The following is a 17840-nucleotide window of genomic DNA, read 5'->3' on the forward strand; positions in this document are numbered from 1 at the left end:
TATATGTCTCGCAGATAACATCTCTTAATGGATTAATTTCTTTATAACGCCATCCTGGATAACTTGAATCTGTTGACATTGAATATTCAAACAAATCACATAACTCTTTAATTGAATATGTCATTTCATCAATGCTCTCATTATAAGCACTTCTTAATGATAGGTGAATTACAATTGACACTTCATTACATGAAATAACACCCACATTTAATGAAGTTAATGTAAGTCCTGGAATATTCATACTCTTTGAAATCAAACCATTTGGAAGTAAGTACAAGAAACGAATAAATTGTTTTGTATTATATTTTGACATGGATTGACTTACTGTCTCTTCTTCAACTGACAATTTAAAGCCAGCATCTGAAAATTCTAATAGCGCGAATATATCTTCTTCTTGTTTTTTGATTATCGCAAGAACTTGATCATGGTCTTTTTCATCATAGGCAATTACTGCATCATTTTCTCTAGGAATGGCATTGTCTTTAGAACCTCCCTCAATAGATACTAAGCGAATATCTACTGCCTTTTGGAGGTGATATAAAACTCTACCCATAATTTTATTACTATTTCCTAATTCTTTATCAATACTGCCACCACTATGTCCACCTTGTAAACCACGTACCATAATACGTAATCCCTTTGTGTGAACCGGTTGACAGCCCATTGGTATTTTTATTTCAACACGTCTTCCGCCAGCAGATGAAAGAAGTGTCTTTTCATCGCCACCATCTAAACTAATCGCATTCTTAGCTTTAAAATATTCTGCTTTTAGATTCATTGCTCCAAATAAACCAACTTCTTCTTGAACTGTAAAGACACACTCCAAAGCTGGATGTTCCAATGTTTTGTCTTCTAGAATCGCAAGCATATAAGCAGTACCTATACCATCATCTGCACCTAGAGTTGTTCCATTTGCTTTAATCCATCCATCTTCCATTTCGATAATTTCAATAGAATCTTTGGTAAAGTCATGATTACTTTCTTTATTTTTTTCATCCACCATATCCATATGTGCTTGAAGCATAAGTGTATCGTGATCTTCATATCCTGGTGTTGCATCTTTGTAGATTACAACATTGAACATATCATCTTGAATTACTTTTAAATCATTCTTTTTAGCGAACTCAACTAAGTAATCACTTAATTGTTTTTCATTATATGAACCATGTGGAAACTTGCATGTTTCCTTAAAAAAATCATAACAACGTGTCATTATTTCACCCTCACTAGCATCAATTCTTGTTGCGGAGGAACTAGCCATTCGCATCCATCTTTTGTAATCACAACCATTTCTTCAATACCAATACGTCCACGTGATGTTTCAACACCAGGCTCTATTGTGAAGACATTTCCTTCATCTAATGGTTGATCAATTAATTCTGGTCGGTTATAACGCGGGCGACGATTTGCAAGGATATATCCTCCATCATGTGTTTCATGTCCCACTTGATGTCCAAGTGCAGCATTCCAAGAATCATATCCTTCACTGACAACATGGCTTCTTGCAATCTTATCAATTTGATAACCAGTCACACCTGGTTTCATCGCATCTTTTGCCATTTTTATTGCATCACGCACAGTATAGAATGCTCGTTTCACTTCTTCTGGTGCATCATCTTCATCATCTTTTAAGATGTAATACATCCTTTGGATATCACTACAATATCCATCTTTTGATACACCATAATCAATATTAATTACATATCCTTTAACGATAGGTGTTTCAATAATTCCCATATGTCCTGCAGGTACATTTGGATCAACACTAACTCCTGGACATTGTGATGGTGTCCAAGACATTCCATATCCATCATTATATGCAACTTCATGTAAATAATTGAATATGTCTAATGAAGTTGTTCCATCTTTTAACATTGTTGGAACACTTTCTAAATATTTCAAAGCAACTTCAGCAGTATGCTTAATTTTCTTAATTTGTTCAGCGGTTTTTTGCCCACGAACTTTCGCAATTAAATTAACTGCACTTACAAGTTCACCTTCAAAGCCAACTTCTTTAAGCTGTCTTTCAAGTTTTAACTTCATCCCATAAGTTAGTCCATCAGCACTCGCATCATTTTTAGAGAAATTCAATCCTAGTTTCTTTGGATTTAATTCTTTTATCTTCTTCGCAACTGGAACCATAAGATCCCCTGTGTACGTTATAATTTCATCAATACCTTCAATTAATTTGTAGCCTTCTTCATCTAGTGTACTTACAACCGCAATTATTTTATCTTGAGTAAAAATTAATCCTGTAGCGATAATGAAATCCATATCCCCTAATACAGGAAGAATAGGTTCACTCTTCATAATTGTTTCTCGACCTAATACACACCACGCATCAAGTTCGTTTTCTTTTAAAGCATTTTTAATAATTGGTAATTTATCTTTATTGAGTTCCATCCTAACCTCCTATGAGAGAAGAGGTGTTAATATCATCAACTAACACCTCTAAAATTTTTGATTATTGTACTTTTGTGTAACGGAAGTTAACAGCTCCATCTGGAGAAGTTTCAATTCCAGTGATTCCTTGACGTAATAATTCTGGATTAGTATATCCAAATAAAGGAATAATATAAGCCATTTCATTAACGAAATAGTTTTCAGCTTCATGTAATTTTTCTAAACGTACTTTAGGATCACTTTCAGCATTAGCTGCAGCAATTAAATCTTCATATTTTTGATCATCAACTGCTTTTGTAGTTCCTTGTCCTGCACGCATATACATTTCTAAATAGATCATTGGATCTAGGTAGTCAGCAGAGTTTGCATGACGAGCAAGTTCAAAGTTTGCATTTGTACGATCATCAAAGAATACACGTACTTCAGCTGTTTTTAATTCAACATTCACACCGATACGTTTCCATTGTTCTTGTAATACTTGTGCAACTGTTCTATGTAAATCAGAATCGTTGTAGTAGTAAGTAAGTGTTAATGGATTAGTTTCATCATAACCCGCTGTAGCCATTAATGCTTTTGCTTCTTCAACATTTGTATCAGAAAGTTTTAATACAGCATCTTGTTCTTCACGGAAGTCACCATTTACACCAGCCATTCCTCTAGGAATGAAACCGTATAATGGATAATATGTGTCACCAGCATCAATAATTGCAATTAATTCATCTCTATCAACTGCCATTGATAATGCTTTACGTACATTTGCATCTTGCAATGCTTCTGGTGCATTGCTTCCAGCATTAACTGTTACAAAGTAATTAATTACATATGGATCAATTGTAAATAATTCTGGTTTACCTTCATAAGTTTTTGCAGTTTCAGGAGAAGGTGCCATTGCAAAATCTAATTCACCTGCTTTAAATGCATTTAATTGTGCAACACCATCAGGCATGATTTTGAAAGTAATTTTTTCTAAAGTTACTTGATCTGCATTACGATAGTTAGGGTTTTTAACCAATACAATTTCTTCATTGGCATTTCTTGATTCAAACATAAATGCACCACTTACTGGAACATCTTTACTATCTGCCCAAGCACTTACTTTTTCTTCCGCAAAATCAGAACGGATTGGGTAAGTTGCGCCTTGAACTAATAATTGATTGAAATAAGGAACTGGTTTTTCTAGAGTAATTTCTAATGTTTTATCATCTAAAGCCTTAATTCCTAATTCAGGTAGTTCTTCGATTAATACTTGTCCAGCTGCATCAACAACTGCACTTGCTTCAGCTCCACCCTTAACAGTTTTAGTTAAGAATGAACCATAATATGCATCGGCAGAACCGTAAGCAATTGAACGTTTCATACCATATACAAAGTCTTCTGCTGTAATTGGTTGCCCATCGCTCCAATTAGCATCAGTAAGTGTATATGTATACACTAGACCATCTTCACTTACTGTGAATGATTCACAAAGTTCATTTTGAAGTGATCCATCAGGTTTAACTGAGAATAAACCTTCATACATTTGTTTTGTTACATAGTTACTTACAGCATCACCTGCAATTGCTGGATCCAAATATGTTGGTTCTCCACCGATTGCAACAACTAATTCGTTAGCTGCTGTTTTACCTGTGTTTGTATTCGCGTCGCCAGCATCTTTTTTAGGTGCACTTGAACATCCTGTAAGAATACCAACCACTAATGCAAATACACCCATTAGTTTTAATAGTTTTTTCATCTTTCTTTCCTCCTAGTTTTTATCTCTCATATAAAAAGCAAGCAACTTCTCTTGTTCCTACCTTCGTTAACTTAGGCACTTCGTTTGCGCATCTTTCTGTTGCATGTGGACAACGTAAACGAAATGTACAGCCTGAAGGCGGATTGATAGGACTTGGAAGCTCACCTTCCAATACAATACGTTTCTTTGTTTTCGCAATTTTTGGATCTGGTATTGGTACAGATGACAAAAGTGCTCTTGTATATGGGTGAAGAGGATTACTGTATAAATCATCACTCTCGCCAAGTTCTACAATTCTTCCCAAATACATTACGCCAATGCGATCACTAATATGTTTAACCATACTTAAGTCATGGGCAATGAATAAGTAGGCAACATCCATTTCTTTTTGAATCTTTTCTAATAAGTTAATAACTTGTGCTTGAATGGAAACATCCAATGCAGATATTGGTTCATCACAAACAATAAATTCTGGATTAAGTGCTAAAGCACGTGCTATTCCAATACGTTGACGTTGTCCTCCTGAAAATTCATGTGGATAACGACGAATGTGATCTGGTTTTAATCCAACAATTTGCAATAACTCTTGAACACGCTTTGTACGTTCTTCTTTTGTATCATAAATCTTATGAATATCCATTGGTTCACGAATAATTTCACCAACAGTCATACGTGGATCTAATGATGCATATGGATCTTGGAAAATCATTTGTGAAGCTTTACGATAATCTTTTAATTCTTTATTTTTCTTTGTCGCAATATCAACACCGTTGAAGATGATACTTCCTTCAGTTGGATCATAAATTCTTACGATACAACGTCCAAGTGTACTCTTACCACAGCCTGATTCACCTACAAGTCCTAAAGTTTCTCCACGTTTGATTGAAAAACTTATATCATCAACTGCTTTGACATATTTTTTAGCTTGAAAGGCTTTTGAAACATCAAAGTACATCTTTAAATTTTTAACTTCTAAGATTGTATCACTCATGGTTCATCATCCCTTCCTTTTGTAGTAGCCAACATGAACAGAATTGTGTTTTTGTTATTTCTGTTAGTGGTGGTTCTTGATCCTTACAAATCTTCATCGCTTTTTCACAGCGGTCAACAAATGGACATCCTACTGGCGGATGCAATAAATCCGGTGGTGATCCAGGAATTGGTTTTAATTCCGTCTTCTCTTTATTTTCAGGATTATTTACACTTTCAAGTAATCCGAGCGTGTAAGGATGTTTTGCTTCATAAAATATTTCATTGTCTGTTCCTTGTTCAACAATTTTCCCACCATACATAATTACAATACGATCACACATATTCGCAACTACTCCTAAATCATGAGTAATCATAATAATTGATGTATTTTGTTCTTTTTGTAAACTTTGAATTAACTCCAATACTTGTGCTTGAATAGTTACATCAAGAGCTGTAGTAGGTTCATCTGCAATAATCAATTTAGGATGACACATTAAGGCAATCGCAATAACAATACGTTGACGCATCCCCCCAGAGAATTGGTGAGGATACTGACGAATTCTTTCTTGAGGATTTGGAATACCAACCCGTTCCATCATTTCTATCGCTTTTTGTTTTGCTTCTGCTTTTGACATCTTTGTATGATTCAACAAAGGCTCAATTAGTTGTGTTTCAATACGTAATACAGGATTTAAGAAAGTCATTGGATCTTGGAATATCATTGCCATATCTTTACCACGAATAGTTTGCATTATTTTTTCGTAGGCTTTCTTTTCTGCTTTAGTTTTATTAGTTGAAGAAATATCTTTTCCATCAAATACAATTTCACCATTTATTACTGCACCGTTATCGGCAAGTAATCCCATAACACTAAACATCGTTTGGCTTTTACCTGAACCTGATTCTCCAACAATACCTAATACTTCGCCACCATCGATATGAAAACTAATATTACGAACAGCTTGAACAGTTCCATCTTCTGTCTTAAATTCTGTTACTAAATTTTTTACATCAAGTAAACTCATTTCATATCCCCCTTACTTTTTCTTTGGATCAAGTGCATCACCCAATCCATCTCCAATAAAGTTAAGAGATAACATGGTAATACAAATTGCTGCAACTGGCCATATAACTTGAAGCGGATTCGTTTCAATCAAAGCCTTTGCATCACTCGCTAAAGTTCCCCATGAAGCCATTGGTGCACTAATACCAATACCCACGAAACTTAAGAATGATTCTGTAAAGATTGCTGATGGAATCATCAATGTTAATGAAACAATGATTGGTCCCATTGAATTAATAATCAAATGTTTGAATAGAATTCTTGTACGACTTGCTCCAATAACATAACTCGCAAGTGCAAACTCTTGGTTTTTTAATGTCATAACCTGACCACGAACTAATCGAGCCATACCAATCCAACTACTTACACAAATACCCAACAAGATACTTTGCATGTTACTTCCAAACACTAACATGATAAGAATGACATACAACATGCTTGGGATTGAATATAGAATATCGATGATACGCATCATAAACATATCTAATTTACCACCAACATATCCGGAAATACCGCCATACACAATTCCAATGACTAAACTGATTCCAGCTGCTGCAAATCCTATCGATAAACTAATACGCGCTCCATAAAGGATACGAATAAAAATATCACGACCAAATTTATCTGTTCCCATCCAATGCTTTAAACTAGGTAATGAATTTCTCATCGATGCATCCACACCATCATAGGAATACGAACTAAGAATTGGTCCGAAAATTGCGAAGAGGATAATAATTGTAATAACAACTAAACCTCCTAATGCTAATTTATTTTGTTTAAATCTTTTCCATGCATCTTGAAAGTATGTTTTACTTTCAACCGCAATGAAGTCACTATTTTTTTCACTATCATCTAATTTTTCAAATAGACTTTTATCATATACTTGACTCATAACTACCTCCTTAATCCGAAATCTTAATTCTAGGGTCAACTAGAGCACTCAAGATGTCAGATATAATATTCGCAACAATGATGAATACTCCTAAATAAATTGTAAGACCCATGATTAAGGTATAATCACGATTATTGATGCTATTAACAAATTCTGCTCCAATTCCTGGAATTGAGAATAAATTTTCTACAACGAAGCTACCTGTCATTAAGAAAGCAATTGTTGGACCAGCATAAGTAATTACTGGAAGTAAAGCATTTTTCAATGCATGTTTTACATACATCGTGAGTTTATTACATCCTTTTGCTTTCGCTAGTACCATGTAGTCTTGTTTTAAAACTTCAATCATACTACTTCTAACCAAACGCGTAATAACTGAAATTGGGTAGAAGGATAGGGCAAGCGCTGGCATTACATAATGCAGTGGCGTCTTCAGCCCTATTAGTGGAAAGATCTTCAATTGAACTCCAAACAGCATCATTAAGAATAATGCTAACAAGAAACTTGGAACACTTACACCAAGAGTAGCAATCGTCATGATTAAGTTATTAACCCATTTACGTTTTGTAAGGGCCGCTACCATACCAAATGTTATTCCCACAACCATCGCAATGACAAAGGCAACTGCCCCTAATTTCATTGTTGTTGGTGCCGCATTAGCAATAATGTCAGAAACCATTTTTTGTTTCTTTGAAATTGATTCCCCAAAATCACCTTGAATAACATTTTTCATATAAATCACATATTGTTCTGGAATACTTTTATCTAAACCATATCGTTTATTAAGTTGTTCCATGACTTGTGCCGATTTAAATTTTTCACCAGAGAATGGACTTCCTGGAATCATCTTCATCATAAAGAATGTGATTGTTGTCAAAAGCAACAACGTTACAATTCCCATGACTACACGTTTTGTCAAAAATTTTGCCATAGTTTTCTATCTCCCACGAATTACATACAATTCTGTCTGAGGTGGTACTAAGAATTCTGCACCATCCTTGCGACAAACAACATCTTCCTCAATTCCTACCACACCACAGCTTGTAGGTACACTTGGTTCTAATGTAAACACTGAACCTTCTTCAATTGGTGTGTGAATCTCTTCTGAACGATCAACACCTGGTTTTTCTGGTGCTAATGTTTGTCCCCCATCATGTGCAAATGCACCGATGCTATGTCCTAAAGCTGAACCCCAACTTGGATATCCTTTAGACATCACATAGTCACGTGCAACCTTATCCACTTCAAATCCTGTAACTCCCGGAACAAGCGCTTTTGCCGCTAATGCAATCGCATCACAAACTGTTTCAAATCCTTTTACGGCATCTTCACAAGGTGCTTCTTCATCATCTTTTAGAATGTAATACATTCTTTGCATATCACTGCTATATCCATTCACAATAATTCCAAAATCGACATTAACAAGATGTCCTTTTTGAACAACAAAGTCAGGTGCTCCCATATGTCCACGTGGACAATCCGCACCACTAAAGACACCAGGATTACATGATTTTGGCCATGAATATGTTAAATTTCTTTTTGTTACTTCATTTTGGAAGAAAGCAAATATTTCCTGACAATTAACACCTGGCTTAATAAAATCCTTTGCACTTTCAAAGATTTCCTCAGTTATCTTACACGCCTCACGAATACATTCGATTTCGCGTTCAGATTTCACGCCCTTAATTTTTCTAACAATCTTCTCCGCAGATACGATTTCAAATTTCTCACCACTTAGGTCAAATGCATCTTGTAGTTGCATGAAACAACCAGTAGACAAACCATCGCTTGCAGGATTAGTTTCAGAGAAGTTGAGGGCTATTGTTTTAGGCTTTTTTTGACCTAAGTAATTCCCTACACTATCTGCAAATGAAACTGGAAAACCTTCTACATCATCAAAGATAGCCGCATGCTCATAGCCATTTTTATCAATTGGGGTACATACACATTTGCTAGTGCCATCACTATTGAAAATAAGTGCTGTATATCCAATGAACTCATGATCACTGATTATTGTTAAAACTGGTTCAGTATTTGTTGCTGACTCTGTTCCAGCGATAATCCAAGTATCAATCCCTTGCTCCTTCATTACAGAAATCGCATTTTCAATTTTGTCCCGATAGAATGTCATTAATATTACCCCCATTATGTTTAATTATCGACAGTATATATGAATTTTCTGAAACAAGCAACATATTTTCATGATAATTTTACATTCTTTCATAAATGAAATATTTTTAATCGTGATAATTTTTTACTAAAACATTAAAAAAGCCTATTTTATTAGGCTTTTAAAGTTATTTTTGATATTTTATAAAAAATGTAAATATTTACATTTTTTACTATAGCGTTACAAAATTACCGCCACTAAATACTATTATTTCATCTGTCAAACGTGATTTCGCTGTTATTTTCATATCTTCACTACCAAACATGAAATCCACATGAATTGACGAAAAGTTAAGATTTACCTTTTTCCACGCTTCATAATCTGTTGCTGATAGCCCTTTTAATGACGAAGGAAATCCTTTGCCAAACGCCAAGTGACAAGAAGCATTTTCATCATATAGCGTATTGTAGAATAATAGTCCACTTTGTGATATTGGTGAATTATATTCAACCAATGCTACTTCTCCTAGATAATGGCTACCCTCATCTGTTTCAATTATTTTCTTGAGTAGATCAATATTTTTCTCTCCACCAACTTCAACAATTCTGCCTTTTTCAAAGCGAATCCAAAAGTTTTCAACAAGTGCCCCACCAAGTTCCAATGGTTTTGTGGCATAAACAATGCCATCCACTCGATACTTATCTGGTGACGTACTTATTTCTTCCGTTGGAATATTTGCGATGAAGTCTATTTCTTCACCTTCACCAATGCCACCATTCCATTGATGGTTTGAATGTAGCCCTATAACTAAATCGGTTCCTTTACTATTTTCAAAATGCAATGAATCAATTTGAAGTGTATTAAGCCACTTTGTATATTTACCCATTCTTCTAAAGTGTTCATACCAATCTTCATTAGGATTATTATCAAATTTAATACGACAAATATCATAAATTGCATCAAACATTTTATTCAGTGCTGTTTCTTCATCATCCTTTGGAAATAAAGCTTTCGCCCAACAAGGATTTGGGTAAGATGCTATACACCATTGAATTCCATCTGAAGCAATCTTCGCACGAATATGATTACGCAATTCATTTGTATAAGCTTGTAATGCTGAAGATGCATCTTCACTAACATCTTCAAACAAATAAGGATACGCTGATTTAATCAAGAGTGAACATGCACCTTGATTCAAATATTCATTTCTACTTTGTGCTTGCCATGTTGGAACAGTACGCAACTGTTCATAAGAAACATTTAATGCACGTTCCTTATCAACATAACTATCAGTATAAAAAACTATGACATCTTTTGCTTTTTTTTCAAATGCTACTTCGGTAATTTTTTGAACTAATGGATAAGCATCCACCGGTGCTTCGACAATGAGATATTGATTTTCTTTTACATGAACACCCATCTCAACTAATAAACGAGCATATTTTTCTAGTCTATCCATGTTGTTTCACCAAATCATTTAGCGCCATCTCCAAACGATCTAATCCTTCTTTTAAAATTTCAAAACTTGTAGAGAAACAAATACGAACATGACCTTCTGCACCAGGACCAAAGAACTTTACCGTCCCTGGTACTAAAGCAAGTTTTGCATGGTCTTTTAAGTAATCTACAAATTCTTCAGAACTCATCTTCGTTTCAGAAATATTTGGAAACAACAAATAAGTTGCTTCTGGTTTGTGACAATGTATTAATGGCATTTTCGCAATTCTTGCTAATGCATAATCTCGATTTGTTTTCAAATAGTCGACAAATTCATCTGTCCAGTAATAACATTTTTCAACACATGTTTGCATAGCTATTTGTGAAAGCGATGTTATACCACCTGCTGTACTCATCACAAATGAATTATCAATGCATTTTTGAAAAACTTCTTCATTGTGTGTATATAAAATACCAGCTCTAAGCCCGGCAATTCCAAATGCCTTTGAGAATCCATAGACACTCACAATCTTTTGATCCATTTCAGTATCAAGGTTAAGAATTGACTGAAACTGTTTTTCAGGATAAACAATATCTGACCAAATTTCATCATTCATAATCCATAAATCATATTTCTTCGCAAGTGCCAATAAAAACTCTAAATCCTTTTTAGTATACATATACCCTAATGGATTATGTGGATTACATAATGTAAGCATTTTAGTTTTACTTGTAATATAAGATTCAACATGAGATAAATCAATATTTGTTCCATCAAATTTCATTGGTACAAAAACCGGCGTAGCTTTCGCAGATAAAATTGCATCTTTGAATAAATAATCTTGTGGATCAAACACAATTGCTTCATCACCTTCATTCAATAATGTTTGTGTTGTCACAAACATCGCACGTGCTGCTGAATCGATCGGTAAAATGGCAGAAGGTGAAATAGTTTCATTTTTTCTTTCTTTAAGCGCTTTTGAAATAGCTTCACAAACACCTGGAAGACCTAACTTTGGTGTATATGATAAATAACCGTCTTGAATGTACTGAATTAAATCATCTTGAATTTCTTTTGCGATTGGAAAATCTGGATCCGCTGCAGTAAGTGGAATAATTCCATCTTCAACTTCTGCCCAACGGTAATTAAAAGCTTTCTTTTTCAATACATCTAAGTTTACTTTACTGTGATTAAATACATTCATTTACTTTTCCTCCACATAAATATATTCCAGGTTGCCGTGTTGTCAAATATACAGTTTCATCTTCTAAAATGATTGCCATATCTTCTTGTCCAATGTTTCCATCCTCAAAAAGAATATTGATATCCACCGTAAATACATTATTGACTTCTAAATTCGCTTCCACGCGACCTAAATATCGTTCCCATCGTGGACCCATCATAACTCCACCGTCATGTGTTTCGCGTCCAACTTGATGTCCAAAGCCAAAATTGAAATCAGGATAACCAAATTCCTTTATGACTTCACGCGCTCTTTCATCAGGTACATAAGCTGGTGTATTCGGCCTCATCATTTTAACTCCCTCATCTTGTGCATGTTGGATATTACGCAAGGCATCTTGATATTTTTTAGGAGCTTCTTTTTCATCATCTTTTAAAACATAGTATACACGTTGAATATCACTACAATAGTCATGCATCTTCACCCCAAAATCTAATGTAACTAAATTCCCCTTTTTAACTTGGTATTCTCCAGGTCCTGCATGACCACCCGGTACATTTGGTAACATAACACCTGGATTATGTTTTATCTCCCACGCATTATCACCTTGATAGAAAGCAATTCTTTCTTGGCAAAAACGATGAATATCAATCTGTGATTTGCCTTCTTCAATAAAATCCTTTGCTTCTACGAGTATCTTTTCTGTCACTTGAATTGCTTCTTTTATCGCCGCTACCTCGCTTGGCGTTTTTCTTCCTCTTAGCTTATTTACGATAGACGATGACGAAAGTATCTCTCCATCATAATTTGCCTCTTTAAAATATTCTTGAAACTCTAACCATAGTCCATGTGTCAATCCATCTGCCGCTACATCCATTGAATAATTCATCGCAATTGTTTTGGGTTGATATTTATTTAAGCATTCAAAGAATTTTTCTTTAAAGCTTTTATCATAAGTGATAACTTCATCATATATCCCCATTTGAGACATACCATAAGAATCCAAATGCCCTGCCAAACATACAACTTCATCTTTAGTCACAAAGACGCAAGTTAATCCTCCAAACTCAAGTGTCGAGATCAAAGGAAGTACTGGCTCACTATTCATCCCTGTTTCTCTACCTATGGTCAACCATAAATCTACATTCTCTTCTTGAACTATCTTTTTTGCTTGTTCAATTTTCTCTTTTTGTATCATTGTCTTCTCCATACCTTTCTATACAAAGAGCTATTTATCATTCAACTTATTTTATAAATTTATATGATAGTTTACGCTAAACTTACCAAACTATCTCTTTATAAAAATTATTTACGACAATAATACCCTATAATTTTATAAATTAAAAGAACTTAATTTTCCACAAATATAAAAAGTGAGCTTTCACTCACTTTTAAGTAACGATAAAAACGATTCTCCGTTTTGTGGTGCATTCACCCCAAAATAATCACATACAGTTGCACCTACATCACTTAATGATTTCCTTAAACCAATATCAATTGATACGATGTTTTTCTTATAAATTAAAAGTGGAACATTTTCTCGTGTATGCCTATTATGTCCAATATTTGGGTCATTACCATGATCTGCCATCACCAAGAAAATATCATCTTCTTCTAATAATTCAATGATTGTTCCAATCTTTTCATCCGCAATTTCTAACAATTCTTTGTACCATTTTGAATCTTGACTATGTCCCGCTAAATCCGTTTCTTGAACATTAGTACATATAAAGCCTTCTTGCATCACCTTTAATTCTTCTATCGTTAAATCTAAAACATCTTTTGTCGAAACACAAGAAACTGACTTTCCTTTTTCATTAATTACTACATCGGCTACTTTACCAAATAGTGAAACCGCAACTCCTTGATTCGTTAAAATTGTAGGTGCTTGAACTGAATTATCAACACCATATCCCAAGTGTCTACATTCATAGCCTTTTTCATATGATTTGGATTTTACTGCATGGATACCAATGAATTTATCCTGACGAGTTTCTTCCGCATTTAAAATATCGTCTAGAGTTGTTCCAGTTCCCCCAAAAGGTATGACGCGATTTACTTGGACTACTTCACGTACAGTTTTTGCGATTTCTAATTCTTCTTCAAATGAAAGAAAAGATAAGGGCGCTGTACAGTTATATGCCATACCTAAATCTGCATCAATATTGTCCGCAACTGTACAATACTTATCTACTAGTAAATAACGAAGATTTCCATTTACTCTTACCTCAACCTGATGTCCCGCTTGAATCAAATGTTCCTTTACTTCATCCACTTTTTGTTGAAATGGCATAGTCAAAGGAACTTTAGGAAGAGTTCCCATGATTTCTTGATGCCCCATAAATGTATCTGCACCATGATGCATTAATTCACTCTTGCCAAATACAGCACTAGCATTAAATTTCATGCATTCACTTTCTTTACCAAATGCATTCATGAGTCCTAGTCGTTCAAGGTTGGGAAGTTTTAATTTAGGATAATCTTTAAGAATACTCCCTAATGTACTACTAACTTCATCACCTGGTCTTGCCACCTTGGCATCTTTCATCGCACCAATTCCAAAACCATCTAAAACCAAAACGACAAATCTTTTTTTCATTATCGTATATCTCCTAAGCTATTATATCGTCCTACTATCTTAGGTTCATTTGTATGAATGCCGCTCACTAAAACAACATCACTTCTTGTCACAAATATTTGAAAACGAAATGCCATAATCACTGGATCACCTACATTAAACATTTGATTAAGTTCGAAGTGATAGTCAATACTATCCAGTGTTGGTGGATTAACTTCACATTGAATTAAGTCCTTTGTGATTAACGCATTTTTCATATGTGATCTACGATAATGTCCACCACCAAAACAATAAGAGTGTCCATCTAAGTTATGTGATATCTCACTGAGATATAAAACACTTGGTATTTCTACTTCATCTTTATATGCATGTAATGGCGTTGTACCCGTTAATCCATGTCCTGGTTCTCCACTTGTTGACCCAACGCTTGCCATTGCTTGTATTGTTGAAACACAGGTTGTACTTGGTGTATTCAAATTATCAATCTCAATGTCATGTTCTAATAAAATATCTTTCGCTTTTAACACCGTTGACAAATTCTCTGTAGATCTATTTTCACCTTTAAATTCATCATAAAGAAAACATGGGAAGGAGGTGACACCTTTTATAGATAAATTCTTAAATTGCTTTATTTCCTTTATGACTTCATCTAAATCATCTAACATGAATCCAGCAGTTTGCCCACTGTAAATCAAATCATCTTTTCCGATAACACGGATTAATATTTTTTGAATTTTATTCGCAGCTTTTGCGCATGCATTAATTTCTCTTGCTTTATCAATTGTATAAATAGTGAAATATTCACATCCATAATCCACAAGCTTTTGTATCATCGCCTTAGGGGGTTGAACTAAATGTCCCACATTACAAATTGGAACTTGATGTTTCATCATTACTTCTGCTTCTTTAAAATCAACGACCACAGCTCCATCATATCCTAAACGAATCAATTCTTTCGCAATGAATGGATTTCTTCCTAGCTGTTTCAACATGAAATACATATGCATGTTATTTTTTTTAGCTTCATCTAGAATTGCTTTTGCATTTTGAAGAAGCATATCCATATCTACCACATACGTATCTGGCATGATTTCATTCTTTGCATGTAAATCAAGTGTTGCATGTATTAATTGAGGGTTTCTTGCCAACAACTTCTCTACAAACATGATGTCACCGCTTGAACACTTTCTTCTAAAATTCGTAGTACTGTATTCTTTCCTGCTCGCATAGGATTAATACGAATCATTCTTTTCTTCAATGTTGGATCTGCCTTTAAGAATGTTCCTGAAACACGATAAAACATTGGTACCAATTCATATTTAGATTCTGCTCCTACTGGATTTGGAGCTGCTCCACGTTTCTCAGCTTCAATTAATACTTCCTCAGCAATTTCTTGATCAAACTCGACAAGTAAAACTTTGGATTGTGCATTCGCAAGAAACGCATTTTTTACATGTGGAATTTTTCCGCTATTCAGCGTTTCTACCAATAACTCATTTTGTTCTGCTTGTATCGCAAGTGCTACTGGAGCATAGACTAAACCACGCAGTACTTCCATCGCTTGCCATCCTTGAACTTTACTGCCACCTGAATAATTCATCTTTTCAACTCGATCAATATATACTTGTTTACCAACCAAAATCCCTACTCCTTCTGGTCCTAGTAGTTTAAATGATGAAAATCCTGACAAATCAGCACCACACTCAACACCAATTTTATTAACCTTCATAACTGCATAGTTATCATCTGTAAGTATTGGAACATCATGATGTTTTTTGATCATCTCAATAACATCTTTCATATCATAATGATCATCTAATTTTTGTCTTGTATATTGTACTAATGCACCATCAATTTTTTCTGTTGTTAAAACTTTTTCTAATTCTTTTAAATCATTAAAATCAGCTTCTACTATTCTTAAGTTCAATCCTTCAATTGATGTTTCTGTCGTAGGATAAATTGGTGCTTTATGAACTAATATCGTTTGATTCGGTTTGAGCATAGAAAGTAATCCCCAACGAAGTGCACCTGTTCCAGCACCAGTCACAAGGATACATGCTTCCGCATTGAAATATCGTGCTAATACTTTTTCAACTTTCTCTGCAGTCTTTGGTTTATTAATTCCCGCAACTACACCTAAATCACCTAAAGATAATATTTCTGTACCATTAAATTCCTTACAAATTTCATCTATCAAAGCGAATTGTTTTTCCTTTGCACTCTCCAATGAAATTGATTGAAGTGGATATGTTTTCATAGTTAAGCCTCCATTATTTCTGTAAAGTTATTACACATAATTTGTTGAAGCGAATTTTCAGTAATTCCTTTTTCTTTCAACAGGGGTACAAATATATCTATTAAATAAGAGAATCCATGACCACCATTCTTTTTTAAATGTGATTGTCTTGTACAATCCATTGACATTAATATTTGTTTTTCATACCCTAACTCTATAAGTCTTTTTATATAGTCTGCTTGAATATCATCAACGCAGTATTTTTCTTTTCCAATCGTGTCAAACGCAACATTCACACCTTGTTTTACCAGTTCTAAAATCATATCGAAATCTTTTGAAAGTGCTACATGACTAATGATGATTTTTCTAAGATTTATATTTCTATCCTTGAAAAATTGAACCTGTTCTTTTGCATAAGTTCCTAACGTTGTATGTGTAATAATAATACAATTAGTTTTCATCTGTGCTATGCATGCAGCTTCAAACACTTTGTTTTCATTATTAGTCATTTCATTTAGACTTGTGCCTATTTCTCCAATAATTTCAGCACCATTATTCAAATCAGAAATCATGATTTGTGATAACTGTTCAATTGTTTTTTCATTTACTTCAGACGGAAGGAATGGATCTTTATAATATCCAGTTGCATTGATAATTTTAATACCAATTTCTTCTTCTATTTTTTTATTGGTTTTCCAATCAACACCCATTCCATGATTAGAACAATCGACAATACGTGTGACTCCCTTATCCCTTAACATTCTCAATTCATCAAGTGCTTCTTCATACACATTTAAATAACAATCTTTGTTATTCTTGCCTTTTGATAAATCTAGAACAATATGTTCATGTGAATAAGTAATATTTTCAAGCATTATCCCACCTCTACTTTATTTGCTTAGTAAGTTACATAAATGAATCAAAATATACCCTTCTTCAAAATCCTTAATAGCGTGAATTGATTTCATTTCTGCAATGATTTCATCTGCTTCATTTCTTACTTTCTCTTCAACAGAATCAAATATGACTGCATCTAATTCAGCAATTTCTTGGTTACTTTTCTCTCTTGATAGCACCATTGCACTATGAGTCACAAACGTATCAACTTTAGTTAAATCAAATAATTCTCTTTTAACTATAAGTTCTAGCCATGCTTCAATTGTTTCTCTATCTGTAGAATCAATAATTCCAGATTCGACTAATAAATCTAATTTAATCTTAATTTCATTCATC

Annotated in this window: 16 protein-coding genes; all 16 read right to left on the reverse strand. The window is 34.2% G+C overall.

The genetic code is table 11. The features are described from left to right. Nucleotides 1-1261, reverse strand: a 1261-nt coding sequence (gene pepD, locus RSB60_RS02500) for a beta-Ala-His dipeptidase (protein ID WP_332614373.1), incomplete at its 3' end; no start/stop codon positions are given. After that, the gene (locus RSB60_RS02505; protein WP_332614375.1) at nucleotides 1213-2403 is read right to left on the reverse strand and encodes a M24 family metallopeptidase; all 1191 of its coding nucleotides are present in this window, start codon (nucleotides 2401-2403) and stop codon (nucleotides 1213-1215) included. The genes RSB60_RS02505 and pepD, both read right to left, overlap by 49 nt. Nucleotides 2404-2464: 61 nt before the next feature. Then, nucleotides 2465-4135, reverse strand: a complete 1671-nt coding sequence (locus RSB60_RS02510) for a peptide ABC transporter substrate-binding protein (protein WP_323381066.1) — start codon at nucleotides 4133-4135, stop codon at nucleotides 2465-2467. Nucleotides 4136-4154: 19 nt separating this feature from the next. Continuing rightward, complete coding sequence (locus RSB60_RS02515; RefSeq protein WP_323381065.1) at nucleotides 4155-5126, reverse strand: ABC transporter ATP-binding protein; 972 nt, start codon at nucleotides 5124-5126, stop codon at nucleotides 4155-4157. Continuing rightward, nucleotides 5119-6132, reverse strand: coding sequence for an ABC transporter ATP-binding protein (locus tag RSB60_RS02520; RefSeq protein ID WP_323381064.1), 1014 nt, complete (start codon nucleotides 6130-6132; stop codon nucleotides 5119-5121). The genes RSB60_RS02515 and RSB60_RS02520 overlap by 8 nt, the downstream gene beginning before the upstream one ends. A 12-nt stretch (nucleotides 6133-6144) precedes the next feature. Further along, entirely contained in the window at nucleotides 6145-7062 is a 918-nt protein-coding gene (locus RSB60_RS02525) for an ABC transporter permease (RefSeq protein WP_323381063.1), read from the reverse strand. Between the two features lie 10 nt (nucleotides 7063-7072). Next, a complete protein-coding gene (locus tag RSB60_RS02530) occupies nucleotides 7073-7993 on the reverse strand; it encodes an ABC transporter permease (RefSeq protein WP_323381062.1) in 921 nt (306 codons plus the stop codon). Nucleotides 7994-7999: 6 nt separating this feature from the next. After that, the gene (locus tag RSB60_RS02535; protein ID WP_332614379.1) at nucleotides 8000-9193 is read right to left on the reverse strand and encodes a M24 family metallopeptidase; all 1194 of its coding nucleotides are present in this window, start codon (nucleotides 9191-9193) and stop codon (nucleotides 8000-8002) included. Between the two features lie 211 nt (nucleotides 9194-9404). Then, nucleotides 9405-10631 carry an aminopeptidase gene (locus RSB60_RS02540; RefSeq protein ID WP_323381060.1) on the reverse strand — a complete coding sequence of 409 codons (1227 nt, stop codon included), beginning with the start codon at nucleotides 10629-10631 and terminating at the stop codon, nucleotides 9405-9407. Further along, a complete protein-coding gene (locus RSB60_RS02545) occupies nucleotides 10624-11814 on the reverse strand; it encodes a pyridoxal phosphate-dependent aminotransferase (RefSeq protein WP_332614382.1) in 1191 nt (396 codons plus the stop codon). The genes RSB60_RS02540 and RSB60_RS02545 overlap by 8 nt, the downstream gene beginning before the upstream one ends. Beyond that, nucleotides 11801-12991, reverse strand: a complete 1191-nt coding sequence (locus RSB60_RS02550) for a M24 family metallopeptidase (protein ID WP_332614384.1) — start codon at nucleotides 12989-12991, stop codon at nucleotides 11801-11803. The genes RSB60_RS02545 and RSB60_RS02550 overlap by 14 nt, the downstream gene beginning before the upstream one ends. Nucleotides 12992-13174: 183 nt before the next feature. Next, nucleotides 13175-14392 carry a phosphopentomutase gene (locus RSB60_RS02555; protein WP_332614386.1) on the reverse strand — a complete coding sequence of 406 codons (1218 nt, stop codon included), beginning with the start codon at nucleotides 14390-14392 and terminating at the stop codon, nucleotides 13175-13177. Further along, complete coding sequence (locus RSB60_RS02560) at nucleotides 14392-15537, reverse strand: YhfX family PLP-dependent enzyme (protein WP_332614388.1); 1146 nt, start codon at nucleotides 15535-15537, stop codon at nucleotides 14392-14394. Before RSB60_RS02560 ends, RSB60_RS02555 begins: the two co-directional genes overlap by 1 nt. Further along, entirely contained in the window at nucleotides 15528-16628 is a 1101-nt protein-coding gene (locus RSB60_RS02565) for an aminotransferase class V-fold PLP-dependent enzyme (RefSeq protein ID WP_332614390.1), read from the reverse strand. Before RSB60_RS02565 ends, RSB60_RS02560 begins: the two co-directional genes overlap by 10 nt. A 2-nt stretch (nucleotides 16629-16630) precedes the next feature. Next, nucleotides 16631-17482 (reverse strand): phosphotriesterase family protein, encoded by an 852-nt coding sequence (locus RSB60_RS02570; RefSeq protein ID WP_332614392.1) that lies wholly within the window; start codon nucleotides 17480-17482, stop codon nucleotides 16631-16633. Between the two features lie 15 nt (nucleotides 17483-17497). Then, entirely contained in the window at nucleotides 17498-17839 is a 342-nt protein-coding gene (locus RSB60_RS02575) for a hypothetical protein (protein ID WP_332614394.1), read from the reverse strand. Nucleotide 17840 lies beyond the last annotated feature (1 nt).

Origin of the sequence: Anaerorhabdus sp. (assembly GCF_036657415.1) — a bacterium.
GTDB lineage: Bacteria > Bacillota_I > Bacilli_A > Erysipelotrichales > Erysipelotrichaceae > Anaerorhabdus.